Origin of the sequence: Bradyrhizobium sp. BRP56, from assembly GCF_020194035.1 — a bacterium.
Taxonomy (GTDB): domain Bacteria; phylum Pseudomonadota; class Alphaproteobacteria; order Rhizobiales; family Xanthobacteraceae; genus Bradyrhizobium; species Bradyrhizobium australafricanum.
Window position 1 is genome coordinate 1 of sequence record NZ_JADYVV010000084.1, and the last position, 24,603, is coordinate 24,603.

24 protein-coding genes and 1 tRNA gene are annotated in these 24,603 nt (G+C 61.3%); 22 read left to right on the forward strand and 3 right to left on the reverse strand.

Annotation, left to right across the window (positions count from 1 at the left end; translation table 11 throughout):
* Window positions 1-246: 246 nt before the first annotated feature.
* Together I6F38_RS37900 and I6F38_RS37905 are read right to left on the reverse strand one after the other, a co-directional pair.
* A complete protein-coding gene (locus tag I6F38_RS37900) occupies window positions 247-960 on the reverse strand; it encodes a flagellar hook capping FlgD N-terminal domain-containing protein (RefSeq protein WP_016844363.1) in 714 nt (237 codons plus the stop codon).
* 10 nt (window positions 961-970) lie between these two features.
* Window positions 971-2,563, reverse strand: a complete 1,593-nt coding sequence (locus I6F38_RS37905; protein WP_225163997.1) for a flagellar hook-length control protein FliK — start codon at window positions 2,561-2,563, stop codon at window positions 971-973.
* Between the two features lie 359 nt (window positions 2,564-2,922).
* Here I6F38_RS37905 and mnmA point away from each other — a divergent pair, with 359 nt between their 5' ends.
* From mnmA to I6F38_RS37945, 8 genes are all read left to right on the forward strand, one after another.
* Entirely contained in the window at window positions 2,923-4,119 is a 1,197-nt protein-coding gene (mnmA, locus tag I6F38_RS37910) for a tRNA 2-thiouridine(34) synthase MnmA (protein WP_225164033.1), read from the forward strand.
* Between the two features lie 25 nt (window positions 4,120-4,144).
* The gene (locus I6F38_RS37915; RefSeq protein ID WP_141343435.1) at window positions 4,145-4,783 is read left to right on the forward strand and encodes a methyltransferase domain-containing protein; all 639 of its coding nucleotides are present in this window, start codon (window positions 4,145-4,147) and stop codon (window positions 4,781-4,783) included.
* A 92-nt stretch (window positions 4,784-4,875) separates the two neighbouring features.
* Window positions 4,876-5,205 (forward strand): hypothetical protein, encoded by a 330-nt coding sequence (locus I6F38_RS37920; protein WP_225163998.1) that lies wholly within the window; start codon window positions 4,876-4,878, stop codon window positions 5,203-5,205.
* 116 nt (window positions 5,206-5,321) lie between these two features.
* A tRNA-Met gene (locus I6F38_RS37925) sits at window positions 5,322-5,398 on the forward strand.
* A gap of 1,270 nt (window positions 5,399-6,668) precedes the next feature.
* Window positions 6,669-7,034 carry a hypothetical protein gene (locus tag I6F38_RS43830; protein WP_249794436.1) on the forward strand — a complete coding sequence of 122 codons (366 nt, stop codon included), beginning with the start codon at window positions 6,669-6,671 and terminating at the stop codon, window positions 7,032-7,034.
* Window positions 7,035-7,616: 582 nt separating this feature from the next.
* Window positions 7,617-7,853 carry a hypothetical protein gene (locus I6F38_RS37935; RefSeq protein ID WP_225163999.1) on the forward strand — a complete coding sequence of 79 codons (237 nt, stop codon included), beginning with the start codon at window positions 7,617-7,619 and terminating at the stop codon, window positions 7,851-7,853.
* A gap of 110 nt (window positions 7,854-7,963) precedes the next feature.
* The gene (locus tag I6F38_RS37940; RefSeq protein WP_225164000.1) at window positions 7,964-8,527 is read left to right on the forward strand and encodes a sigma factor-like helix-turn-helix DNA-binding protein; all 564 of its coding nucleotides are present in this window, start codon (window positions 7,964-7,966) and stop codon (window positions 8,525-8,527) included.
* A 10-nt stretch (window positions 8,528-8,537) separates the two neighbouring features.
* Complete coding sequence (locus I6F38_RS37945) at window positions 8,538-10,700, forward strand: AAA family ATPase (RefSeq protein ID WP_225164001.1); 2,163 nt, start codon at window positions 8,538-8,540, stop codon at window positions 10,698-10,700.
* On the opposite strand, the gene I6F38_RS37950 is transcribed toward I6F38_RS37945, so the two are convergent.
* Window positions 10,692-11,567 (reverse strand): hypothetical protein, encoded by an 876-nt coding sequence (locus I6F38_RS37950; RefSeq protein ID WP_225164002.1) that lies wholly within the window; start codon window positions 11,565-11,567, stop codon window positions 10,692-10,694. The genes I6F38_RS37945 and I6F38_RS37950 overlap by 9 nt on opposite strands.
* Window positions 11,568-12,301: 734 nt before the next feature.
* Here I6F38_RS37950 and I6F38_RS37955 point away from each other — a divergent pair.
* The 14 genes from I6F38_RS37955 (at window position 12,302) to I6F38_RS38020 (ending at window position 24,553) form a co-directional block, all read left to right on the forward strand.
* Entirely contained in the window at window positions 12,302-12,679 is a 378-nt protein-coding gene (locus I6F38_RS37955; protein WP_225164003.1) for a hypothetical protein, read from the forward strand.
* A 32-nt stretch (window positions 12,680-12,711) separates the two neighbouring features.
* Window positions 12,712-13,320, forward strand: coding sequence for a hypothetical protein (locus I6F38_RS37960; protein ID WP_225164004.1), 609 nt, complete (start codon window positions 12,712-12,714; stop codon window positions 13,318-13,320).
* A 167-nt stretch (window positions 13,321-13,487) separates the two neighbouring features.
* Entirely contained in the window at window positions 13,488-14,114 is a 627-nt protein-coding gene (locus I6F38_RS37965; RefSeq protein WP_225164005.1) for a phage tail protein, read from the forward strand.
* Between the two features lie 128 nt (window positions 14,115-14,242).
* A complete protein-coding gene (locus I6F38_RS37970) occupies window positions 14,243-14,464 on the forward strand; it encodes a hypothetical protein (protein WP_225164006.1) in 222 nt (73 codons plus the stop codon).
* 229 nt (window positions 14,465-14,693) lie between these two features.
* Entirely contained in the window at window positions 14,694-15,110 is a 417-nt protein-coding gene (locus I6F38_RS37975) for a hypothetical protein (RefSeq protein WP_225164007.1), read from the forward strand.
* Window positions 15,111-15,149: 39 nt separating this feature from the next.
* Complete coding sequence (locus I6F38_RS37980) at window positions 15,150-16,958, forward strand: terminase gpA endonuclease subunit (RefSeq protein WP_225164008.1); 1,809 nt, start codon at window positions 15,150-15,152, stop codon at window positions 16,956-16,958.
* 14 nt (window positions 16,959-16,972) lie between these two features.
* Window positions 16,973-17,335: a hypothetical protein gene (locus I6F38_RS37985; protein ID WP_225164009.1), complete on the forward strand. Its 363-nt coding sequence runs from the start codon at window positions 16,973-16,975 to the stop codon at window positions 17,333-17,335.
* 5 nt (window positions 17,336-17,340) lie between these two features.
* Window positions 17,341-19,050, forward strand: coding sequence for a phage portal protein (locus I6F38_RS37990; RefSeq protein ID WP_225164010.1), 1,710 nt, complete (start codon window positions 17,341-17,343; stop codon window positions 19,048-19,050).
* A gap of 7 nt (window positions 19,051-19,057) precedes the next feature.
* Window positions 19,058-19,330, forward strand: a complete 273-nt coding sequence (locus I6F38_RS37995; protein WP_225164011.1) for a hypothetical protein — start codon at window positions 19,058-19,060, stop codon at window positions 19,328-19,330.
* Between the two features lie 8 nt (window positions 19,331-19,338).
* Window positions 19,339-19,986 carry a hypothetical protein gene (locus tag I6F38_RS38000; protein WP_225164012.1) on the forward strand — a complete coding sequence of 216 codons (648 nt, stop codon included), beginning with the start codon at window positions 19,339-19,341 and terminating at the stop codon, window positions 19,984-19,986.
* A 14-nt stretch (window positions 19,987-20,000) separates the two neighbouring features.
* The gene (locus tag I6F38_RS38005; RefSeq protein WP_225164013.1) at window positions 20,001-20,336 is read left to right on the forward strand and encodes a phage tail assembly protein; all 336 of its coding nucleotides are present in this window, start codon (window positions 20,001-20,003) and stop codon (window positions 20,334-20,336) included.
* A 127-nt stretch (window positions 20,337-20,463) separates the two neighbouring features.
* A complete protein-coding gene (locus I6F38_RS38010) occupies window positions 20,464-22,707 on the forward strand; it encodes a phage tail tape measure protein (protein WP_225164014.1) in 2,244 nt (747 codons plus the stop codon).
* Window positions 22,708-22,760: 53 nt separating this feature from the next.
* Window positions 22,761-23,153, forward strand: coding sequence for a hypothetical protein (locus I6F38_RS38015; protein ID WP_225164015.1), 393 nt, complete (start codon window positions 22,761-22,763; stop codon window positions 23,151-23,153).
* 1,025 nt (window positions 23,154-24,178) lie between these two features.
* The gene (locus tag I6F38_RS38020; protein ID WP_225164016.1) at window positions 24,179-24,553 is read left to right on the forward strand and encodes a hypothetical protein; all 375 of its coding nucleotides are present in this window, start codon (window positions 24,179-24,181) and stop codon (window positions 24,551-24,553) included.
* Window positions 24,554-24,603: the final 50 nt, after the last annotated feature.

Below are 24,603 nucleotides of genomic sequence, written 5' to 3' on the forward strand. Positions count from 1 at the left end.
CCCATCGGCCGCCAACAGGCCGCGTGGTTGTTTGGAACTCGCATCGCGCAAACCATCTTGGCCAGCGATCCATTCGATCGCACCCAACAGGCCGGACATATGGATGCAAGCGATCCGATCTCACCAAACAGCTCTTGTGCCACGGGGGCCGTCCACATATGGGTCCTGGCTTTCGCCAGGATGACGATACATTGTGGTGTGCGCGGTCGCCCGCTCAACGCGCAGCTACGGATCGTGGCAATGTGCTCAGCTCGAGCCAGTCGCCCCGCGCACCACGCGCTTGATCTTGTCGGTGGTATAGGTCTGCCCGCCGATCGAGAGCAGCGGCGGGGAGGCGGTCAGGTCGACGGAGTCGACAACGCCCTGCACCTCGGTCGAGATGGCGATCGGGTTGCCCTTGGAATCCTTGCCGGTGGCGGTCAGCGTGTAGGTGCCGGCCGGCCATTGCGTGCCGTCATTGCCCTTGCCGTCCCAGACGAAGCTGGCGTTGCCCTGCTTCAGGCTGAAATTGCCGGAATAGGCGGTCTGGCCGGTCGCGCTGGTGATCGTGATGGTGGCGCTGGTGGCTTGCGGGGACACCAGATTCCAGGTCGCGGATTTGTCGAACTGCGTCTTGCTGCCGTCGACCGCGACCGTGTTGCCGACATAGACCAGCGCCTGGGTCGACTGCGCGCTCTTCTCGATCTCGATCAGCGACTTCAGCTGATCATTGGATTTCAGCTGCTGCTCGACGCCCGCGAACTGCACCAGCTGCTGGGTGAACTGGTTGGTGTCGAGCGGGTCGAGCGGGTTCTGGTTCTGCAATTGCGTGGTCAGCAGCGTCAGGAAGGTCTGGAAATTGTCGGCAATGCCCTGCGAGGAGGTCGTCAGGCCGCTGCCGCTGCTGCTTCCAGAGTTCGTTCCGTTGCTGGTGCCCGGTGCTGAGACGACGGGCGTCGGCATGGTTGCATCGACTGCCATGGTGAACTCCTTACACTCTGATATCGACGCCGCCGAGGGCGCCGGTTGCACGGCCGTAGGAGCGGCCCGCCGCTGCGGCGGGAACGCTGTCCTCCTCGGTGACGATCAAACGATGGGCGTTCGGATTGGACTGGCCATTGTTGTTCTGGCCCGACTGCGACTGGTCGCGCAGGCTGAACTGCAATCCGCCATTGCCGGTCGAGAGGCCGGCATTGTCGAGCGCGCGCTGCAGCTGGTTGGCGTCCTGGCGCAGCATCGACAGCGTTTCAGGGCGTTCGACGGTGAGATGCGAGGTGACCTGGCCGTTGCGATCGACATCGATGCGGACATCGATGCGGCCGAGCTCGGCGGGGTCGAGCCGGATCTCGAAGCGACTCTTGCCGCTCTTGGCGGAGGCGGCGATCTGCATCGCAAGCCCGCTGAGCGGCACGGCGGCGCCTTGCGCAGCGTTGGTCACGGTCAATTGTGCGGTCGCAGACGGCGTCGTCTGGGTGGTCGCGGGTTGCGGCTGCAGTGCGTTCGCTGCCTGCGCGCCGGGATCGGGGGTCGTGAGCTGGGTCTGCGCGGCGGCGTGGCCGCCGACCGCCGGTGTCGGCGCGGCATTGCCGTCACCGCCCGCGTCGGCCTTGATGGCATCGGCGGCACCGTCTGCGGCGGCCTTCGCCTTGCCGGCAACGGCGGCCGGCTGCGCGGCGGCGGGAACGATGTTAGTCGGAGCAGCCTGCGCGGTGTTGGCGCTGCCCGCCGCGGCGCCGTCCTGGTCGGCCGGCATCGTCGCCGTCGCGTCCTTCGTGGTGAGCTGTGTCTTGGCCTGCGCCGTCGTCTTGGTGGCGGGCGTTCCGGCGGCAACCGCGGCGGCGAATGTCGCATCGCCGGTTGCTGTCGCTGCGCCCGATGCCGTTGCCGCATCGCTGGTGGTGATGATCTGCGCGTCGGTCTTGACGCCGGCCGCCTTGGCGACCTTGTCGGCGTTCGCTGTGGTGGCCGCCGCCGCTGCGGTGTCGGCGCCGGCAGGCGCGCCGGTGCCGGCCGCCGCGCCGGTGCCGGCGACGGCCGAGCTTGCCGCGATGGCCGCTGCCGCGATCGCGAGCGGTGCGGCCGGCTGGTCGGACGGCGCGGTGGCCGCCGGTGTCGGGGCAGTCGCCGGTGTCGCGGCAACAGGAGCAATCACGGCATTCACAGTTGCCGCACCGGGATCCTGCTGCGCAGCGGCCTGCGTCGCGTCCGGCTTGTCACCGGTCGAGTTCGCATCGGAGCTCGATTTCGAGTCGTCCGATTTCGATTTCGACTTGGTCTTGGACGGCGCGTCGCTGTCGACCTTGTTGTCGTCGCGCGAACTGCCGGAATCCCGCGACGTCCTGTCGGGGCCCGTGCTGGTGTCGCGGGGGCGTGCGTCGGTCGTCGAGGGCGGATCGTCGGACCGCCGCGAGGGCGCCGGCTGGGAGTCGTAGCGGCTGCTGTCGTTTGCGGACGCAGTGTTGCTGTCGACCAGCGCGGCAAAGCCGTCGTTCCCCACCTGCGAAGCGGGATCGGGCCGCGCCGACCGCTGCGTCGCGCCCTGAAAAGACCGGCCTGCCAATGCTTCCGACGTGACGCTGACCACTGCCAACCCTCGCAAATGAGACTTCCGGCATTTTGTCAGCAAGGAGTGGGCCAACCGGCGATGGTAATAAATATTGAGTTATTTCAGAAGGTTATGGGGTGCCTTGGCCGGCTGGAACGGGTTCCCGGCAGGTCTCCTTTTTGCCCGGCGGCAAGATTTGCCGTCCAGGCGCGGCACGGCACGGCTTCCGCGGATTGCCTCACCGGAATACGGCCTATATTAAAGGTGGCCTCCAACGCGTCCGAACCGACCGAACCGGCCTTGGATGTGTTCTAAGGCTCTCTGGACAAAAGGCTTTTTCCAATATCGTCGCGGAGCGTCTAAGCTCGCCGCGACAGTGACCAATGACCCGCTTAAAGATGCTCAACAGTCTGGATCTCGAAGGCCGCCCTGAAGACACACGGATCGTCGTTGCCATGTCCGGCGGCGTCGACTCGTCAGTGACGGCTGCGCTGTTGAAGTCGCAGGGTTACGACGTGGTCGGGATCACGCTGCAGCTCTACGACCATGGCGCCGCGACCCATCGCAAGGGCGCCTGCTGCGCCGGCCGCGACATCCACGACGCGCGCAATGTCGCCGAGCGGATCGGCATCCCGCATTACGTGCTCGACTACGAAAGCCGCTTCAAGCAATCGGTGATCGACAATTTCGCCGACAGCTACGCGCTCGGCGAGACGCCGGTGCCGTGCATCGAGTGCAACCGTTCGGTCAAGTTTCGCGATCTGCTCGCGACCGCGCGCGAACTCGGGGCGCAGGCGCTCGCCACCGGTCACTATGTCGCCTCGCGGCGGCTTGCCGACGGATCGCGCTCGCTGGTCTGTGCCGCGGATGCCGATCGCGACCAGAGCTATTTCCTGTTTGCGACCACGCGCGAGCAGCTCGACTTCCTGCGCTTCCCGCTCGGCGACATGACCAAGCCGCAGACTCGCGAGCTGGCGCGCCGCTTCGATCTCGAGGTCGCCGACAAGCAGGACAGCCAGGACATCTGCTTCGTGCCGACCGGCCGCTACACCGACATCATCGGACGGCTGAAGCCGAATGCGATCGCGCCGGGCGATATCGTCGATCTCGACGGTCATGTGATGGGCCAGCACCAGGGCATCGTTCATTTCACCGTCGGCCAGCGCAAGGGGCTCGGCATTGCCTCCGGCAGCCCGCTCTATGTGGTCAAGCTCGATGCGGCGACGCGCCGTGTCGTGGTCGGGCCGCGCGAGGCACTGCGGATGGATCGCATCGCGCTGCGCGACGTGAACTGGATCGGCGACGGCGCGCTGGATCGCGTGATCGGCGAGGGCATCGAGATCTATGTCCGCGTGCGTTCGACGCGCGCGCCGCAGCCGGCGTGGTTGCGCGCCGTCGATGGCGGCTATGAGGTCGAGCTCGTCGCCGGCGAGGAGGGCGTGTCGCCCGGCCAGGCCTGCGTGTTCTACGACGCGGCCTCCGGGCAGGCGCGTGTGCTCGGCGGCGGCTTCATCAGGAGTGCAAGCGCCAGCCGCGCAATGCGGACCGCGACGCAGGACGCGTTGGCGCCGCTTGCGGAAGCAGTTCGCGGATAGACAGAAGAAGCGTCGGGGCAGGGGAATGGCTGGGGACATCGACCGCGAAGGGGTCGAAAAGGCGTATGGCCGCTGGGCACCGATCTACGATCTGGTGTTCGGCAAGGTGTTCGATCAGGGCCGTCAATCGACGATCGCGGAAGCCGACCGGATCGGCGGCCGCGTGCTCGACGTCGGCGTGGGCACCGGGCTCTCGCTGTCGGAATACAAGCGCACCACAAAACTATGCGGCGTCGATATTTCCGAGCCGATGCTGCGGCGGGCGCTCAAGCGCGTGCGCACGCAGGGCCTGACCAATGTCGAGGCGCTGGCGGTGATGGACGCCAAGAATCTCGCGTTTCCGGATGCGTTCTTCGACGCGGTGGTCGCGCAATATGTCATCACGGCGGTGCCGGATCCCGAGGCGACGCTCGACGATTTCATCCGCGTGCTGAAGCCCGGCGGCGAGCTGATCCTGGTCAATCACATCGGCGCCGAGAGCGGCCCGCGCCGCGTCTTCGAGCTCGCCTTCGCGCCGCTGGCGCGGCGGCTCGGCTGGCGTCCGGAGTTTCCGTGGGAGCGGCTGACCAATTGGGCGGCGAAGCATGGCGGGGTCAGCCTTGCGGAGCGCCGCCCGATGCCGCCGATGGGGCATTTCTCGCTGATTCGCTTCCGCAAATCGTGAGGTTGCGGCGATTTTGCGAGGGAACATCGGCGCGTCGTCACGGTTTTCTCGTCATGAGGATCAATCGAACACTCGCTTTGTCCTGTGTGCTGATGCTGGCACCCGCTGTGGCCGTGGCGCAGGCGCCGCCATCGCCCGCCACGCCGCCGGCCCAGACCGCGCCGCCGGCGCCGCAGCGCGCCGCCACGAATTGCGCGCCGCAGCAGCAGCCGTCGCATCCGGGTGCTGCAGTGCCGGAGGGAACCACGACCGGGCAGGCCGCCCAGCCGCTGGGCGACAAGCTCGCCAAATCCGACGGGGTGCTGTGCCCGCCGGCCGGGGTTGATCCCGAAATGCGTGCGCCGACCCCGCAAGGCGGCAACACGCCGGTGATTCCGCCGCCCGGCAGCCCCGGCGGCGACCCATCGGTGAGGCCGAAATAGCCTCTGCCTGCAATAAGTTGCTGCCTCGTCCGGGTTTGCTTGACAGGCGCGCATGCCACTCTTTATATGCCGCGCGTTCGCACCCGCGGCTCACCAGCCGCCGATGGCGAGCCCATGGCGGGGTAGCTCAGCTGGTTAGAGCACGGGAATCATAATCCTGGGGTCGGGGGTTCGAGTCCCTCCCCCGCTACCAACGGTCCCCCACCCAGGGAACGTCTTAAGAACGGAGCGCCCAACAGCTCCTGCAATCGGCCCTTAATCTCGACATCGAATGGACCTTTAACGCCTGGCTCAGCGTGCACCACCACGCTGTGGATCAGCCGCCGTAGGGGCCCGATCAGTTCTGGCCGCTCGGATGCCTTTTCGTCATCAAGCGCCGATCTGAGAGCCTCAACGTCCACCAGATAGTTCCGGATCGCGGCCGGGTGGAGGGCGACCGCTTTGCCCTTGTCGTCCGCAGCGGCGAGTTGCTCTTCCACGGACAGGCGTTCAGCCTCTAGGGCTCGGAGTTTCGGTCCGATTACGTCGGCGGGAGCGGAGCCCTCAGCGATTGCGTCGACAAGCCTTTCAGTTTCGCGCTTGATCTGACCGGCTCGGGTTTCGAGCTTGGCGCGGTCACGGACAGCACCGCTCGCCAGCAGGCGGCGTTCCTCGTTGTAGACCTTCAGATAGTGCTTCCAGTAACCGGGGTCCTTAAGCACCTCCCGCAGGCCGTCGAGTACAGCGGCTTCGATCTTGTTTCGGTTGACCATGCGGCCGTTCGAGCACGAGCCGCTCTCGCGATATGTAGAGCACTGAACACGCGGCTCCCCACGGTGCAGGCCCACAGAGCCCATTCCTCCACCGCAGGCGGGACAGCGGAGCAGGCCGCTCAGCAAGCGCGGTACGCGATGCATTGTCGGCTTCACAACGGAGCGGCGCTTTGCTCGCACGGCTGCCCACGTTTCGTCGCTGACAATGCGAAGGTGGGGCGCATCAACCCGCTTGTGCTTTGACGCTGGATTAGGACGCGACAGCCGTTTGCCGGTCGTCGGGTCCTTAATCATGCTGACCTTATTCCAGACGATTTGCCCTATGTAGATTTCGTTTTGCAGGATGCCGTTGCCGCGTTGGGCACTGCCTTGGATCGTTGAGGCATTCCAACGCAATCCGCTGGGCGGTGCGATCTTGTCTTTGTTCAAACGCCCGGCGATGTCGCGAACGGTGCGTCCTTCGATATACTCTTTGAAGATGCGGCGGATAATGTCAGCCTGCTCGGCAACGATCTGAAGTTCGCCCGGCTTACCGGACACAAGCTGATAGCCATACGCCTTACCGCCTGCACGCCTGCCGTCGCGGACAACGCCTTCCATAGCGCGCACGACGTGGACCTTCAGGTTGTCGATAAAGTACTCGCCCATTAGGGCGCGGAGCGAACCGTCGAGCTTCCCCACTCTACCAGTCGCGGTGTGGATGGGCACTCCATGATACTCGAAGCGCTTGCGTGCGGTGTGGTAGTCGGCCTGATCGCGGAAAATACGATCCATGTCTTCGGCGACAAGCACGTCAAAGCCGTGTTTTTCAAGCGCATGCATCATCGCCTTGAAGCCCGGCCGGTTCGCGGTCGACGCTCCGGAGATTGCGCGATCTTCGAACACCGTTACTACCGTCCAGCCCTCGCGCTTGCAGATGTCCCGACAGAGCGCGATCTGATCGTCAACCGATCTATCGTTCTGATTATCAGACGAGTACCGGGCGTAGATCGCAGCACGAAGCATCTAGTTCAACTCCCTGGGCGCGAGGCTCTTCAATTGGGCCTCGTGATCCTTGCGAGCCGCGTATCGAGCTAGGGCCTCCACGAACGCGACAACGTCCGGATCAAGCTTACCGCGCCCGGTCGGGGCGGGTAAACCGGCTGTTGCCAGTCCACAAGTTTGTCGGCGCTCAGATACCATTGCTTCGGTGAGGTAGGGGCTGAATCGCCTCACTAAGCCTCTGCCATCGGGCTTTGGTCAATTAAAGGGGCATAAGCCTAGGGATTCTGGGACGCGAGGGGGAGGGGCTTGCTCCAAATCTTTTTTCGTTACGCCGTTCGTTTTTCCACCGCTCGGGCGTTTGTATGCCGTGGCGGCCGATTGCAGCCGCTTCTCTGCGATGCTCGATTTTATGCCCCTTTAATTGAGAAACCGCCCAGCGACCCGATATATCTATAACTAACTGCTGCGTAACATCGGAACGTGCGCAGCACAGACCAGAGAGGTATTCGGCGCGTCTCTGGCGTCAGACGGAAGCGACACGTCGCCCCGGTCGGAATTAAACCCCGGCTGATAAGGGTTCCCGCTCAGCGGGCTTCGGCCGAACTATAGTACCGGGTTGTGGCTCGGCTCCGATGAATCAACCCGCCCCGCAAACGGGGCGAATCGGAGTCTGCTATGCCTGCACTTCGCTCGCGCCAGTCGGCGCAGCTCACCGCGATCCCGTCCGACTTTCCTCACCCTCAACGTCTCGGCGGACGTGACCTCTATCTTACCGTGCTCGGGAATCCCGCGACTTCCACCTTCGCGCGCTGGCTCGCCGAAGGCAAAATCCCGAAACCGCAGAAGCTCGGCTCCCTGAACCGCTGGCCCGAGACGGTCATGGCGGACACGCGCGACGTTGGCATCGCCTGACCCTCGCGCCAAACGCCGTCTAACGACCAGCAACTTCAATCACGCGACCAGCCCGACGCGCGCCTTTTGCGCGAGCGGCTGCCCGTGCCCTCAACGTTCACGAGACCTTAATGTCCCATCTCACCATGACTGAATTCAACCGCGATCTAGTCGACCATCTCCCGATGATGCGCCGTTCGATCTTGGCGCGGCTACCTCGCGACCTCGCCAACCGTGCCACTACCGTCGACGAGATTCTAAGCGATGTTTGTCTGCTCGCGCTGGAATTGCAGGCGTCCTATGAACGCGGCTGCTTTGAGTGCTGGTTGCACGCACTGCGACAGATTGCGCACGTCAGATACTTCGATGACCGTGCCAAACGCCGCAAGCGCGAAACGTTGAGAGCCGACTTGATCGACGGCACCGATGACGACCAAGAGGAGTCCGTATCGCTTTCCGAGCGTGTCGACGCAGTCGACGGTATTGCGCTCATTGAGGCGCGTGCTGCACTCGAAATCATCCGCGAAATGCCCGGCCGCGAGGGCGAAGTGCTGCTTCTGGCCGGGGCGGGCTACCGCTCTGCCGAAATAGCCAAGGCTCTCGACCTTAACGCAGAGCGTGTTCGGAAGATGCTTGAACGGAGCCGCGCGAAATTGCGCCAGATGCTCGATACGCCCGCCGCGCAGGCTGCCTAAAGGAAGAGATGTGACTGTAGGCGACAACACTGGCGAACGTCAGAGCACAAACCGCAAGAACGCGCGCTTCTTCGCGCAAGCCGGGCTCTACGTGTTCCCGTCTGACGGCAAAGTCCCGCTGATCCCCAGGTATAACCGCGCCGACACGTCGCTCAGCAAAGAAGAGCGCGAGACAGCCATTGAAGAGTACGTCGAGAAGCACGGCACCGAGCCCGTGCATGTCGGCGCAACCAAAGACGATGCCGCACTCGTCAAGTTGTGGCGCAAATTCCCCAACGCGGTGCCGTCGATTTCGTGCGGTCCCTCGAAGCTTGTCGTGCTCGATGCCGACCTCAAGGACGACGGTCCGGCGAAGTTGCGAGCACTCTTTGACGAGCACGAGGGGCCGCCTGCGGGGGTGTGCATCAACCCCACCAAATCAGGCGGCGAACACTTCGTCTTCCGCGATCCGGACGGCAAGTTCTCCAACCGCGCTGGCCTGCTCAAGAAGAACTACGGCACCGACGTGCGAGGCACGGGCGGGCAGTTTGTCGGTCCGGGCTCTATCCGAGAAGATGGCGCGACATATGGCACCCAAGCTGACAAGCAAGCATTCGTGCGAGCGTTCGTTGGCGGTCAACTGCCGACGCTACCGGATTACGTCGTGGAGCTGATCGGCTCTCAGCCTGAAGGTGAAGCGTCGTCACTGAGCGATAGTGACCCGGTGGTTAAGGGGTTCATTGAAGAACTCGGTGTAGGCCAGCGGGAGGACCATGTCTCGCTGTTCGACTCAACGGTTGGAAGATTCCCGCTCGATTTCATTCGAGAGTGTCGCCCCGACTTTGAGTTCTTCTATGACCACCCTGGAGACGACCGTTCCGCAAATCGACTGAAGGCCGCGACGTTTCTTGTCGGAGCCTATCCCGAGCTGACCGTTAATGACTACGCGGTGTTCTGCGGGGAATGGGCGGGGGCAGGCGAGCCGGATGACCGCCAACTAGCCCGCGAGTTCGCGCGAGCGAAGCGCAATCCCGCGCACGTTTCCAGACCTAGCGACGGCAGTGCCTTTGAGCCCGTGGAAGAGGAGGGTGATGAGACTGGCCATAAGCGTCTTTCTCACATTCGCGCAAGCGATCTTGTCGCAAGCTACAAACCCATTCGCTGGCTCGTTAAGCGGCTAATCCCGCTCAACAGCGTCGGTGCGCTGTACGGGTTGCCCAATGTCGGCAAGAGCTTCGTTGTCTTCGATCTTGCTAGCCACGCGCGACGCGGGCGGGAGTGGTTCGGCCGAAGGATCGCAGGCGGCGATGTTCTGTATTGCTACGCAGAAGGTGCCGAGGGAATGAGCGGGCGCGCTAAGGCATGGGCCGACAACAACGACACGAGCGGCGGCGACGTGGCTCTGATGAACAACGTCCCCAATTTGTTCAAGGACCCGAGGGCCGCTGACAAATTGATCGCGGAAGCCCGCAAATGTGAGGCAGATAGCGGGCAGCCGGTGCGCTTGGTCATCGTCGACACGCTCGCAGCGGCGACCACCGGAGCCGATGGGAGCAGTGACAGAGACATGGGCTTGGTGTGCGAGCGGCTACGCAAAGTCGCGACGGCGCTCGATTGTGCCGTCTTGGTCGTTCATCACAGCGGTAAGGACGTGACGAAGGGAATGCGTGGGTCGTCTGCAATCCTGGGAGCGGTGGACTACACGTTGCTTGCGGAGGGGGGTAAAGTCGGGTCGACTCTCAGCGTAGAAAAAATGCGTGACGCCTCTAAAACCCAGTCCATCCGATTCAAACTCGTGGAAGTTGTCATTGGCAAAGACGATGACGGGGAGGACGTGACAAGCTGCATCGTTCGGCCGGTTGTCGTTGGCGATACCGTCGATATGGCTACTGACGATTCCGAAGATGAAGCGAGACTAACGCCTCCGGACGAGCCTTCCGACAAGCTCGCTGCAACGCTGCGTGTCTTTAGGGAGCGCGCTGAAAGCATCGCCGCCGAGACGGGCGATAAGGTCGAAGAGGTCGGGTTGGCCGCCAAGGACGTGTTGACGGCGTTGAACGTTGATCGGAGGCGGAGCGGGCTGCCGGAGCTTAAGGAGCGCACAGCCGTCCCGCGACTGTTGGCGAAGTTGGTGGAAGCCGGTGCGCTCGTTAAGTCGGGAGATAATCGGGGGACGGAGTATCGTCTAGCCTGAAGCCTCTCGTGCCTTTAGTAGCTGTGAGACCGCGTCGTTGAGTCCCGCTTCGTCTTTCAGAGCTTGTGTAAGGCGTTCGGCTAGTTCGACGAGAACTAGTCGAACGGCCTGAGCTAACTCAAGGCACCGTTTATCGGTATGTTCGTGAACGCCCGCGCTCAATGCTGTATGGAGCAAGGTGAGCGGGTTATGTCCGTTGATCAAGATTGAAGCCGGTAGACCAAGCTTAACAGATGAAACCGCCTTGCTAAACTGAATTTCGCTTTTCGCTTCTTCGAGAGCCTTAATGGTGTCCTCTAACGCTCCTTGTTTACGGGACGCCGCGATTATCTTATTCAAAATTTCGTTCTTTTGGCTTTCTACCACACGCCGGTAGTAGGCGAATGCGCCGATGCCGAGGCCTTGATTCTCGCATCTGCGCCCTTTCAAGAAGTTGTCGCTTTGCTCGCCCAAAAGCTTCAGGAGGCGATTGGGGACGCGAGCACCAAAGGCTGGTATCTCTCCGAACTTGTACGCTTCGGCCGATTGAGGCGGATCACTGCGCACCTTCAGCCGAACCGAAAACGTCTTCTCGAACGTTCGGCAATTTGAGCAGACATAGTTGAGATAGTGGTCCTGCGCGCCCGCATCAGGCAGTTCCCCATCCTTGACTCTAAAGTTTCTCAGCCCGTCGCAACGCTCGCAGTGCAATTCCACTGGCGGTGGTTTGACTGCAATATAGACGTCGATGCTTCGGGCATCCTTCCTGAATCCTGCCGTCCCGAAGTCCGTCACCAAGCGCGATTGGCCAGGTGGGACAGTTTGTAAGAACTCTGCAAGATTCATGGTTTGCAGATCGGTCGTCGTGCTTTTGTCTTCTTGGTCCATTTGGCGTCTCGCAAGTCGACCGTGCAAGCCGACCGTGCAGCGCCCCACCGTGCACGGTTACTGCACGGTCGTTTGCACAGTTGGCCTGCACGGTTCGTGCACGGTCAGATGCACGGTTGTTTGTTAGCATTATCAATCGCTTAGGTCGACCGTGCAATAACCGTGCAGTAACCGTGCACTGATTTTCCCGTCAACCGTGCACGTCTCTCCCTCCCTTAAGGGAGGGAGACGACACGAGGGCGGGGACGCGGGGCGGTAGATATCAGCCGGGAAGGCTGACCACTCGCCGAAAAAGTTGCCGGACCACGTCACGAACTGCCTCCCAAAACTGATTACCCAATAGGGCCGCTCGAAACCGAGCGCGCACCTCACCCGGCCGAAGGGGGCAACGGCCATCAAAAGCAACCCTCACTGTGGCGTGCAAGTCGCCACACGCCTCTCCAAGCTTCCGTCTGCCCGGTTGGCCGCCGCGAATGATCTAGGAGGGCAGGCAGCCTCCCTGGTCTCCGCACAGCGCGTGCTCGGATCAGATGGACCTAACGAGCCGCGAGGTTCGGCCAACGCGCCCGGAAACGGGAGGCGGAAGAATATCAGCGGGTGAGTTCGAGCGGCGCAGGCGCGCGGCCCCAACAAGTTTCAAGAGCCAGTGCGAGCGGAGCGGGATGCCGCTTGCGCCAAGCGCCGCGCAGTCCGGCTCGTGACCACTGCGCGGCGCACCCCTGAAAGGACCACCCATGACCGATATCGTTACCGACGCCATCGCGGAGGGCCTCAGGCCTGCTGCCATCGCCCCGGAGCCGGGCCAAACCGCCCGCATGAAGGCGGGCGACACATTCAGGCTTCAACCGGGCATATCGACCCACGACCTCGCGCTGATCGGCATTGACGCCAAGCTTGCGCGCCTGGTCGATGCCGCCGAACGGCAAGCCGACGCCTTCGAAACGTTCGTTGCACTCTTCGCGAGCTGTATTGGCACCACTCAGGCTTTCTGTCCGGGTCGGACTGAGGGCGAGACGCCGCTCGTCAACTTCCTGCGCGCGAGCGCAGACGGCAGAACGTTCAAATGCGATTCATCGCCCCACGGGGGTGACGATGACGGCACCCAGGGCTGACGCGCATGTCCGTCCTTAGTCAAGCGTTGCTGATGACCTACGTCAGCGGAGCCGGTTTCGCGCCGACTACATTCGATCCTGCAACATTGAGCAACGCTTCGCTCTCTAACGGCAACCGCACCGCTAGCCGCAGCAACACCAACACTGGCGGCGCGACGTCGACTTCCTACAAGAGTGCCGGAAAGCACTATTGGGAGTACGTAGTCGGGGCTTCGCACGGCGGCACCGACTTCGTCGGTATCATGGCGGCCAGCTACGGATATTTCCTGGCGATCAACGGGAATACTGGTCCGGGCGCTGGCGTTTGGCTGGGCGGGGGGCAGATCGTAAATAACGGCGGCACTATAGGCTCGTTCGGGGGAGCTGTTAACGCCCCCGGGACTGTCATCCGGAATGCCTTTGATGGCGGCAACGGCAAATTCTGGCAGGCAATTAACGCGGGCGCTTGGGAAAACAACGGGACGTATGATCCTGCGACCAACGCAGGGGGCCGAACGTACCCGACTGCGGCGATGGCCCCCGCCGTGGCTTTTAGCCAATACGGTAGCCCTGTAGCGGGCGACAATTTCACCGCCAACTTCGGCGCATCAGCGTTCGTCTATGCCGTGCCGACAGGCTTCACGGCCGGGTGGCCGCAATAAGGACTGACGATGAGTGAAACACCAACCGCACGGCTCTTAAGGCAGGCTTTACGGACGACGGAAATTACGCCGCGCCTAAATCCCGATGCACCGGATGTGCGTGCGCTTAGGCAGTGCGAGCAACACGCGCGCGAGCTGGATCGGCTTGTGAATGTGAAGCCCACGACATGGGCACGCCCGGAAGGGTTTTAGCCTTGAAGCTCAGCGTGTCATTAAACGCGCTGCCGTTCGAAAAATGGGCCAGCGAGTTGAGCCAACGCGGGTTGAAGAATGCAATCCGACGCGCGGTTGACAAGAGCGCCACGGCGGCGCGTCGGGTAGCAGTGCAAGTCATTGCGTCCGATATCGGCGTACCCAAGGCGCGCATCCGTGACGGCGTCACGAAAGTGAAGCGAACCACCCAGTACAATCTGAGCGCGAGTTTCACAGCCAGCAAGCTTCGCATTGGCATGCTGGCGACGGGTGCGGCAGTCACGAAGGCGAACGGCTTTACCGGCTCGACGTTTCGTCAGACCGGCGGTGGAAGCGCGAACCTGCGGGCACCGCATGCCTTCATTATCGAAAGCAACGGGGGTCGCTTTGTCGCTATGCGTCGCGGGCGAGACCGACTCCCGGTCAAAGGGCTTTATGCCGAGATGCCCAATCAAGCGATGGGCCAGTCAGATGCAGCGGCACAGAAGGCCTGGAAGAAAGAAGCGGAAGCGCAGTTGAACGCGAGGCTTGGCGCTGAGGTGCAAAAGCAGCTTATCAGCGAAGGTTTGCCCTACACGCCACCGACCGACGACAACGATTAACCCCAACACCGTCGCTGACGCGGAGTCTACCACCGCTCGCGACGACTAGCGCGCCACGCCCCGATTGAATGGCTCCATGATTCGGCCGGGGACGTGGCGCGCGTCCAATCAAAGGAACAGCAATGAACATGTTTGACATCGCGCTAGAGCGGCTTGCGAAGCAGCGCGCGAGCGATGCAGCGTTGCCCGCAAGCGTGACGGTTGGTGGCGCTGTGTTCGAGACGCCGACCTTCCTCCGCATGTTCGCGCATGATCGTCGGAAAGCGTGGGCTTCACTAGCAGCAATCGGCCAGCACAACAGCCAGCGCGATGACGTGCTGGTTAGCGAGATAGCGCTCGCATTGGTCTAACCAAAGGTAGTTCCGCACAGCGAGCAGCGGGACGCCATGGGGTTTGGGTCCTTCCGACAATCCGAACTCGACCGACAGCGGCGCACTGCCGCAGTTTGCGCACTAAAAATACTCACATCTTCGATAGCAGAGAACGACCATGGGCAGACCTAGGGGGCCGGTCCGGCGCGTCGCCGACGCAACAGGGCTAGATCAGGCGACCGTCCGACGCGCGCTCGTGGCGTCAAATATGAGCGAACAAGCCTGCGAGGCGGACTTTTCGAAGGCCGTCGAAGTTGTGACAGCGATTGCTGACACCGACCGTGTTGCAGGCCACGCTACAAGCGGTCGCGGCGAAGGCGGGCACATTAGCGAGCTGGCAGCCGCAAAAGCGGAGGCCGAAAAGCATCGCGCACGCAAGCTTGAGCTACAGAACGCTCAGCTCGAAGGGCGGCTGATCGATAGGGACTCCGTGGAGCAAACGGCCGCCCAAATCCTGGGCGACCTCCGCGTCGCGTTGCTCGCCATAGGCGTCCGCTTAGCGCCACGCGTTGCAGGAATGGCCGATCAGAAGGCCGTCGCGCGGTTGATCGAAGATGAGATCGGCCGCACGCTTACCTCATTCGCCGACCCTGACGACTTCTTTGAACGGGTGGCGTTGTCGTGACTCGGATCACGACCTAACGACTTCAGGATCAACACAGCAATGCTCGACGACGCTTTGGCGCGGGCGATGTTGCGTGCGCTAATGCCGCTGCCTCGCATCCGTCCATCCGAGTTCGCAGAACGCGAGCTTCGATTACCCGCAAGCTCTAACGCTCTACCTGGCCCTTTGAGGCTGAGCACTTTCCAACGAGAGATTGTCGACGCAATTCAAGACGAAGACGTTGAGACAATTGTCATCATGGCGGGGTCGCAAGTCGGGAAGTCTCTCGCGGTAGAAGCTCAAATGATGGCGATGATAGCAACATCGCCCGGTCCGTTTATGTGCCTGCTGCCCGACACCACGGCCGCCGAGAAGATGGTGCGTACGCGATTCGATCCGTTCGTTGAATCCTCGCCTGTTCTTAATTCCCTAATTGGTCGGGCTCACGTTTCGCGGAAAGGCTCTACCGGAGGAGCCAACAGCCTTTCCGCGAAAGAGTTCCCGGGGGGAAGCTTAACTCTATCGAGCAGCCACAAGCCGTCCGAACTAGCGGCGCAAAGCGTCCGGTGCGTGTGGATCGATGAAGCGGACCGTTGCGCGCATAGCGCAGGCAAGGAAGGAGACCCCGTTCTACTTGCGATACAGCGCACCGAACGGTGGGGGCTCGGCGGGAAGAAAATTGTAATCGTCTCGACACCAACGGGGCGCGATAGTCGAATAGCAAAATGGTTCGAACGTTCCGACAAGCGCCGGTTCTTCGTGGATTGTCTCTCTTGTGGTAAGCCGAGCCACCTCACGTTCGATAACCTGCATTGGACGAAAGGGAAGCCCGAAACGGCCGAGTTGGCTTGTCTGCACTGCGGAGCGTTACACTCGGAAGCTCAGCGCGCGGCAATGTTGGAGAACGGCCGGTGGGTCGCCACCAATCCCGACGGGGAACCAGGAATCCGTGGCTATCATATAACGGCGCTCGCTTCAGAATATTCATCGCTCAAAAGCTTGGTGCAGGCGTGGGAAGCCTGCTCCACCGTCGAAGAGCGGCAAGTATTTCACAATCTGAAACTAGGTGAGCCCTTCGATTCGTCCCTTGAACTTTCAATGAGTTCAATCGAGTTACGCGAAAGAGCGGAGCCGATCCGGCCTCCGTATTCGCGTGACATAGAATTCATCACGGCGGGCGTGGACGTTCAGGATAACCGCTTAGAAGTTCAGTTCGTGGCGCACCAACCGAACGGCGTGACAACGATCTTGAACCACGACCGGCTCGACGGCGATACATTTTCTGGTGTGACGTGGGACAAGCTTGATGCAAGCTTGGGCCAGACTTTCGAACTTGCCGACGGTCGACATCTTCCTGTTTTGGTAACGGCGGTCGACTGCGGCCACAGGCCTGATGCGGTTATCGACTTCGTTCTGGCGCAAGCGCGAAAGTCTCGGCAAGTCGTCGCAGTGAAGGGCAAGGAAGGTTGGGCGCGGCCGTTCATCGACCGGGGCGGCAAGCTGAAGAAGCGACTAGACATATACATCGTTGGCACCGACAGCGTGAAGGCGGCGCTTTATCGTCGTCTGCAAAAGCTTGAGTTCGGTCCGGATCACATTCACGTCCCCGACCATTTGCCGGATGGATTTTATCGAGGCTTGGCGTCGGAACGTATTGAGACCGTGTACGTGCGCGGCTATGCGCGCTCGCGGTTCGTCCCGAACATTCGAGAAAATGAAGCGCTCGACGCATGCGTTTACGCGCACGCCGTTGCAGGGCTGGTCAACCGGAAAGCCCTGGTAGCCCAACGGGCGCAACCGGCCCAGGCTGGACCAAACTTCAAAGACCTTGCGGCGAACTTCGCCGCGACAATCCAATCCAATCGTTGAAAGGAACACACGACATGGTAACCGAAATGCCGACCGTAGCGGGAACCGGTCAAGACAATGCAGCAATCCTGAGTGAACGCTTGCGTATCGGCGCAATTCTCGATAGCCCGGAAGGGAAGCGAAACCCGGAGCTGGCGCGCGAGCTTGCGCTCCGCAGCACACTCGACGCTGACACCGCAAAGTCATTGCTCGGCAAGGCACCGGCCGCCAATCCGTATCTTCAGGCCATGGAGCTTGAAGGGAAGGTTGGCCTCACTGCCGCAACGGCCGACTTCAGCAATGATGCGAAGGCCGCTCGATTGCAGGAAATCAAACAGAGCGTATCGGCGTTCAATGTTGAGAAGGGTTGGGTTCCGAAGGACGGGGCGGGAGCCTAATCGCTATGGGGTTCATGGAATTTCTAGGGCTGGGAAAGCGCGAGGCCGAGCGGGTTGAAGCCGCGTTGCCTTCAGTCGCTCAGCCTCCCAGCTTGCCCGCACCACCGTCCTACACGGTAAACGGCGGAGGTGCGCAGGCTGGCATCATGGAGTCGTCCGCTGGCGGCTCTTCGCTGACGTGGGCCAATTATGACACCTTCCGGCAATTTACGGCGGGATACCCCCGTTATGGCTGGTGGGGCGTGCCTGGCGGAGAGATCGCACGTGAGCAAGCGACGGCGTCGAGCATCGCGCTCGATTTGGTGCAGACCAACCCGCTGATTGCGAGCCTGGTGGATCAGTTGGCGACGTACGCCGTGGGGTGCGGCCTCACTCTCTCTTCGCGACCGGACTACACCGCATTAGGTATCGACCCAGCCGCCGCCCGCGAGCTGTCCCACCGCATTGAGACCGCGTGGACATCGTGGAGCAACAGCGAAAACGAGTGTGATGCGTCGGGCAGGCATGGTTTGCATCAATTGGCCGTCGCGGGGTTCAAGTCGTGGTTGCTGCAAGGCGAGTCAGCGTTCGCGATTGACTGGCAGCGCAGCGTCGATGCGATCACCGGAACCAAGATCAACATGCTTGATCCGCGCCAGATTGCTTATGACGTAACGCGTGTCACCGACCGCGAGGGTCATGCGTTGCAAGGTATCCAATTTGACAAGCGGGGGCGGGTTTCCGGATTTTGGGTACGGCAATTCACGCTTGGCAGCTTTGCGACCGCCCCCTTGCCGGTCTTTGTCCGTGCGCGGACCTCGTGGGGGCGGGTGCGACTAGGGCACGTGTTTGACCTTGTCATCCCAGGACAAGTACGCGGAGTATCGCCGCTTGCGGCGGCTCTAACTCCGGCGCGCTCCCGAGAGGTGCTCAATGAGTACACGCTGGCTGCGGCGTTGATTCACGCGATGGTCGCTATCACGGTGGAGAGCGATCTAGATCCGAAGTCGGCCATTGGCTCACTCGCGACACAGGATCAATTGTTTCCGGCGCAACCGCCGCAAGGCGTATCACCTGAGGCGTGGCTGCAAGCCAAGCAAACGTATTACAACCAAGTGCAACTCAGTTTGAAGCCTGGCACGGTGAATCATCTTCTGCGGGGTGACAAGTTGCACTTCAACAAGTCGCAGTCGCCGAACACAACGCACGATTCGTTTGATTCGTCTCTGGTCCGACAGGCCGCCAAGGCAGCGGGCTCAAGCTACGAAGATGCTAGCGGCGACTTTTCCAAGACATCCTTCAGCGCGAGCCGCCTTTCGCTAGAATTGCCGTGGCGCATAACCAAGCGCCGACGACAGGCCATTGTCGAGCCGTTTTACCGCGCCGCGTATCGCGCGTGGCTCGAAGAAATGTGCGAGACGGGACGCATTAAGCTTCCCGCTGGCGCGCCTGCCTTCTGGGAAAATCCGGCGGCATACAGCAACGCGGTTTGGCGCGGTGAGGCAAAGCCTACTGCCGACCCGTACCGGACGGCCCAGGCCGACGTGCTAGAGCTACAGCACGGCTTGGCGACGCTTGAGCAGAAGCTGGGTGAGCGGGGGCTCGACATGGAGGAAACGCTCGCGCAACGCAAGGCTGAGCGCGAGCAGTGCGAGGCCGCAGGTTTGCCGTATCCGACTCCGACCGGAGTCACAGCGGCGAGCGAGTCTGACGAAGAAGCGCTCAAAATAGGATGAGACACCAATGTCAAACTGCAACCCGGTTGGCGCACCGCCAACCGTCGATAACCCTTGCGCGTTTCTACCTCGACTTCGCGCGGCGATGTACGCGTTGATGGCGGGGGAAGCGCAGGCGGAAGTGCGCTATGAAAATCAGTGGCACCGATGGCAGAAGGCCGACCTGAAGGCGCTGCAACACGAGGTGCGCCGCCTGGAAATCATGTGTGAACATGGCACGCGCGGAGCCGTCCGGGTTGGACCTTCGCATTTCTCTCAAGGTTTTCGGTTTCAGAGGTAAAGCACACGATGGGACAGAAAATCGCAATCCCGCTCGATGGGGTGCCGAGCATAGTTCTTCTCGGCAATGACAAGCGCATGTCGCGCAAAGCGGCAATCGAGGCAGGTTACCGAATAGCTGATGCCGACGCGATAGCGAAGGCGGACGCAATCAACGCGACCAATGCGACGAACGCCTTTGAGCTGTGGCGCACGCGGGTATCCTGTTTACCAGAAGCGCGCGAACGACCGGCTGCAATTGCCGAACTAATCGCTTCGCAACCCCTTATGTCAATCGAGACCGTTCGCGCTTACTTGCGCGGTCTTCCGGTCGAAACCAAAGAGGAAAACACTTCAGTGCCTCCCGACAATGCGAACGACCCGCGTGCCGCAAGGCTCGCTGAGATCAGCCGCAACATGCAGGTCATCAATAGGGAACGCGGTTACGCGCCGAAGTCGAGAGCGTCAGGTCAGCGGCAAGTGCCGCGAGACATCGAGCCTGCAAAGCTCCGCAGGCTCGCAGAGCTGAGACTCGCTGCAATCGATGTACGGGGCAACGGCGGTGTAGAGGCCCGCAATCTCAGATACGCGCTCGGCGTACTGGACGCGACGGGCGCGCCGCCTGCGACCGTGTTCCACCAGCTCGGCATCGACACTTCGAAATTCGTTAACGCTTAAAGAGAACAATTGCAATGACTGACACTGTAAAGCTTTCGCAGCCGCTCAAGACGCATGACGGTATGGTGACCGAACTGAAGTTGAAGCCGCCGAAGGCGCGATTGGTCGTTAAGTACGGCGACCCGTTCACTATCCGCCCGGTCAAGAACGCAAAAGGCGAGAGTGAGAGCTTCGAGTACGTCTACGACAACGCGTCTATGATGCAGTTTGCCGCAGACATGACAGGAGTCGACGACATTATTCTAGGCGACCTCACCGTCTCCGACTTCATGAAGCTTCGAGGCGCGATCACCAACGTCATCATGGGGCTGGTCCCGGACAAAGCCCCTTTAGATCAGCCCGGCGAATAATGGCGTGGTTAGTGAGTGAGCACGGCGTGGGGGTGAGTGACCTCTGCGCCATGCAGCTCGACGACGTTGTGAGCTGGGCAGACACGTTTGCCGACTATCAAAAGTTCATGAAGAAACAGGCGGGAGCATGACTTCACCCAATGTGACGGCCACAATCTCGGCCGTCGATAACGCATCTCCCGTTGTGCGGGAACTGCTGGCCAATCTCAAGAAAGCCGAACAGCTTGCGAAGCAGGCGTTTGACAGCAATGCAACCGGCAATCTTGCACGTGGTCTCAATCAAGCGAACGTCGCGGCCGAGAAACACCTCGGATTGTTGGGGCGCATCCATAGCGCTCACAAAATGATCGCGGCGAGCGTAGCCGGATACGCGGGTCTCCGGATGGTGCATGGCGGTGTCGATGCGATCAAGCACGCATTGCCGTACCTTCGCGAAGACGTGGCGATCAAAGCCCGCACCGGATACAGCGAGGCCGATATGGTCGCGCTCAGAAAGCAACAGAACGAGCTTGCTTCCGTCTACGGCGCGACCGTTGAGGCGACCCAGAAGGCTCATGAGACCTTTGGTCGACTGAAGTATGACGCTGCAACCAACCTCGCCATTACACGCCCCACGGCTATCGGTGCGAAGGCGATGGGCGTGACGCCCGAACAGAACGCCGAGCTTATGGAATCCATGATCTCGCAGTACGGCGTTCATTTCGACAGCCCCGCAGACGCACAGGCGAAGGCCACCCGTCTGAACGATCTCGCGGCCGTCGCGACCAAGAAATCAAATATGACGTTCGAAGACGTGAAGGAGTTCACGAAGTACAGCGCGGCGGCGGCGAATGCGGCGGGCGTCTCTCCGGAGGTTAACCTGGCGATGGGCATGGCGTTGCGTCGCGGCGGTATCGTCGGTGCAGAAGGTGGCGTGTTCGCTCGGCAGTTCTACGCGCGGGAGCTGGCACCGACGCGCAAGGGGCGGGAAGTGCTCGCCCAGAACGGCATCAACATTGACGACTATGCGACGCACGGCGCTATCACGGGTGAGGGGCTTTCCGACAAGCTGGCCCGCAATTTCGGTAAGCGGCTGAGCAAAGAGGCTGTCGCGGGCTTCAATAGCCAGCTTGAAGACCACGGCGACGAAATCTTGTCAGACCGTGGCAAGTTCACCGAAATGGTCAGGAAGGCCGCAGAAGCCTCCGGCGACAAGCTCAGTAAGACCGATCAGAAGAATCTCGCGCGGGCAGCTAACGAGTACTTCGATTTTACGAAGCAAGGGTTCAAAGGTGAGGCATTGCTCAACCGTATCATTGCTGCGGGAAACCCCATGCTGATGCAGGCGTTTCTGGGGGACAAGCAAGGCGCGCGCGGCATCGCATTGCTGCAAGAGCACGACAAATTCGACGAAGCGAAGAGGGACCTGGGCCACGCGGATGGCTTCGCCAAGAAGGTCGCGGATGAGATGAACGCGGGACTTGCATCTGCGGTTGATCGCCTGACGGCTTCCGCAGAAGCTCTATCGCACACTATGGTGAAGGCGAATGAGGGCTGGCTGACGGGTGTTGTCGACGCTGCGAACGCGGTCACGACCGCGCTCACCAACCTGAGTCCGGAGGCTCAGCGAGCCGCCGGCATCTTCGCCGGTATCGCGACCGTCGCCGCTGGCGGTGGGTTGGCCTACAGTATGGTGACCTTTATCGGGAGCGTGAATTCGGCGTCGGCTGCTCTGCAAGTGCTGGCCGGGCGTGCGGCGGTCCCGGCCGTTCCGGGTGTTCCGAGTGGCGCACCGGGAGTCATTGCGCCTGCAGTAGTTGGCGGAACTGTTGCCGCTAGCTTCGGGGTTTCCACCGCGCTCGCGACGGCGGTTGGCTTGTATTTCCAAGAGAAGAGCATCCGCACCAGCACCGACGAGCAGCTCGACAGCAATATCGCCGATTGGGCCGATCCGGATTGGGCCGTTGCGAATGCCATCGAAAAGCAGCGTCGCCAGAAGCGGCGCGTATGGGATGATATGCCAGCCCCGCAGTCCGGTCCGTTCGATAAGTTCCAACGTCCGACGCTCGACGACGTGTCGAGCCGGTATCTGCGAAGCGGCGGCGATGGAGGCGTCACGTCGGGTGGCTGGCAAGACTCAATACGCAACGTCGGTCAGTCGTCCGGCTTCAAAGACGTCGCCGTCACCGGCACCGTGAGCGGCGCTACCGACTTGGCAATCAACGTCTCCGGCGACATCAAGCCGACGCCGTACCTTGAAGGCATCATCCATCGAGCCGAAGCGAACGCCAGTATCTCGCTAAGCGGCTATCTCGGCACAAGCATGCAGGGTCCCGGCGACAACGCGACCAAGGCGAGCGTCGGTGCGTTCCCGTCTGGCGGGCACCACTAGGAATCAAACAGGCGATGACGCTATTTCCAGATTCCAATAACTGGCGGTCTCTGATGCAAGAGGCCGCCTCAGCTGTCGACGACAGCATGGGCGAACGAGTCGAGGTTATGCCCGTGCGGGCCACGCGGCCGAACTTTCCCACTGAACCGCTGCCTGCCAATGCAGTCACCGTCACCGCGGTGTTCACTAACCCCGCGAAGGATGTACTCCTAGGCGAGTCGCACGGCCGGATGCACGGTGGGATGCAAGTCAGCCCGATCATTTCGACCAACCAACCGACATTTGCGTTTCGATATGGCGTGTTGCCCTGGCCGATCAGGCAGGGCTACCGCGTTAAGCGGCTGTGCGACGGCTCTACCTATGAAGTGAAAGACGTGAGGGACGATAGTGTGTCGCGCATCAAGTGTCCTGTGGTGCAACTCGGCCGCGCCAAGGAGTCATTTTGATGGTTGCGGGCGTCCTAGATCGAATCCAGTACGCGCCCCGGCAAGGGGTGACTTATGAACCGCCTATAGACGTGTTGATCCCAGCTTTGATGAGGCTACGCGGGTGCAACGACTCAATTGCAACGCTTGTGCTCATAGACTCGTTGCCCGACATGATCTTGCCGGGCCTCGCCTGGGTCGCGTCGCAGAAGACATATGTCCCGCGCGTCGCGGTCGAGACGCTGGTGAAGTACATCGGTCCGCGCTTCCTGCATCGCTGTCTCGGCTCGCCGAGAGCTAGACAACTGGAAGCTCGATACCCAAAAAGGGCTGCGCTATTGGGCGCGTGAACTGAGCGACGTAGAGTCCGAGGGACGTTCAGTTTGTAAGGTCTGTCATGCGATATCGCCTTACAACCACAGCGTATTGTCTGATTATGCATACAATCCACGCCCGATCAATCCGGTAAGCGACGGATGGCGGGGGGCGTCCGACCCCGGCATACAAGAATGGTTCGCTGATTCCAGCGGTTCAATTATTTTGGAGGCGGGGGAATGCTGCATTTCTTTACACGGCGCTATCACGACTTTGATCCGGCTACGCGCGAAGAGTACGAACTTCAAGACCGGTTGTACGGAGACCCAGGCGACAATGACTACTTCGAGTTGGAAGTCGCCGGGCCGCTCCCAGGGGACGCGACGACTAGGCACAGATACACCCGTCAACAGGTCTTCGAGTGGTTGCGCGAATGTCCGGAACAGATAGAGCGAGTTGTGATCGGAGCGACTTAGCCCGATTAATGGAGCTGGTTGTCACTCGGCACGTGTGGGGGCGAGACTTGACGGCCGAGCAAATGCAAGAGCAGCTTGCGGCCGCGCTTGACGAGGGACGACGACACCTTGTCACGGTTCGTGCCGGAGTGAATGGACGCCCGGTGATAAGATTCAACAAGAGGCTTGGAGATGTAAGACGTGCCTTCGTCGAAGCCGCCAAGGCGGCACCCGACAATCTCCCTAGCTGAGTTCAGCGCAATACATGATCCTGATGTGTCCGAGCTTGATCGGCCCATCTCGCTGAAGCAAGCTTGCGAAGAGGTCTTCGCCAACGCGATCTCGGTAGCGACGCTCAAAGCGGAGCATAGGAGAGGCAACCTTGTCGTGTTCAAGCTTGGCAGGAAGCACTTCACGACGCGCCGAGATATCGCGGCGATGAAGGAGAAGTGTCGTCTCCCAATCCGTCAGCAAGCCGCGAAGCCTGATACCCGCGCGGGGAACAATCTGACGGAAGAGGCAAGACATCGTGCTTCCCTTGCCGCGCTAAGATTGACTGTCGAGACGTTGAAATCGGCGGCACGAGATAAGAAGAAGCGTAGGGTCGAGGGCGATCCACAAAGGGCAGCGGTGAGACCGCAAGGCGATTGATTGGTATCTGGACCGGGCTTCTGGTCTGCCTACCGATACGGCCGCATCGA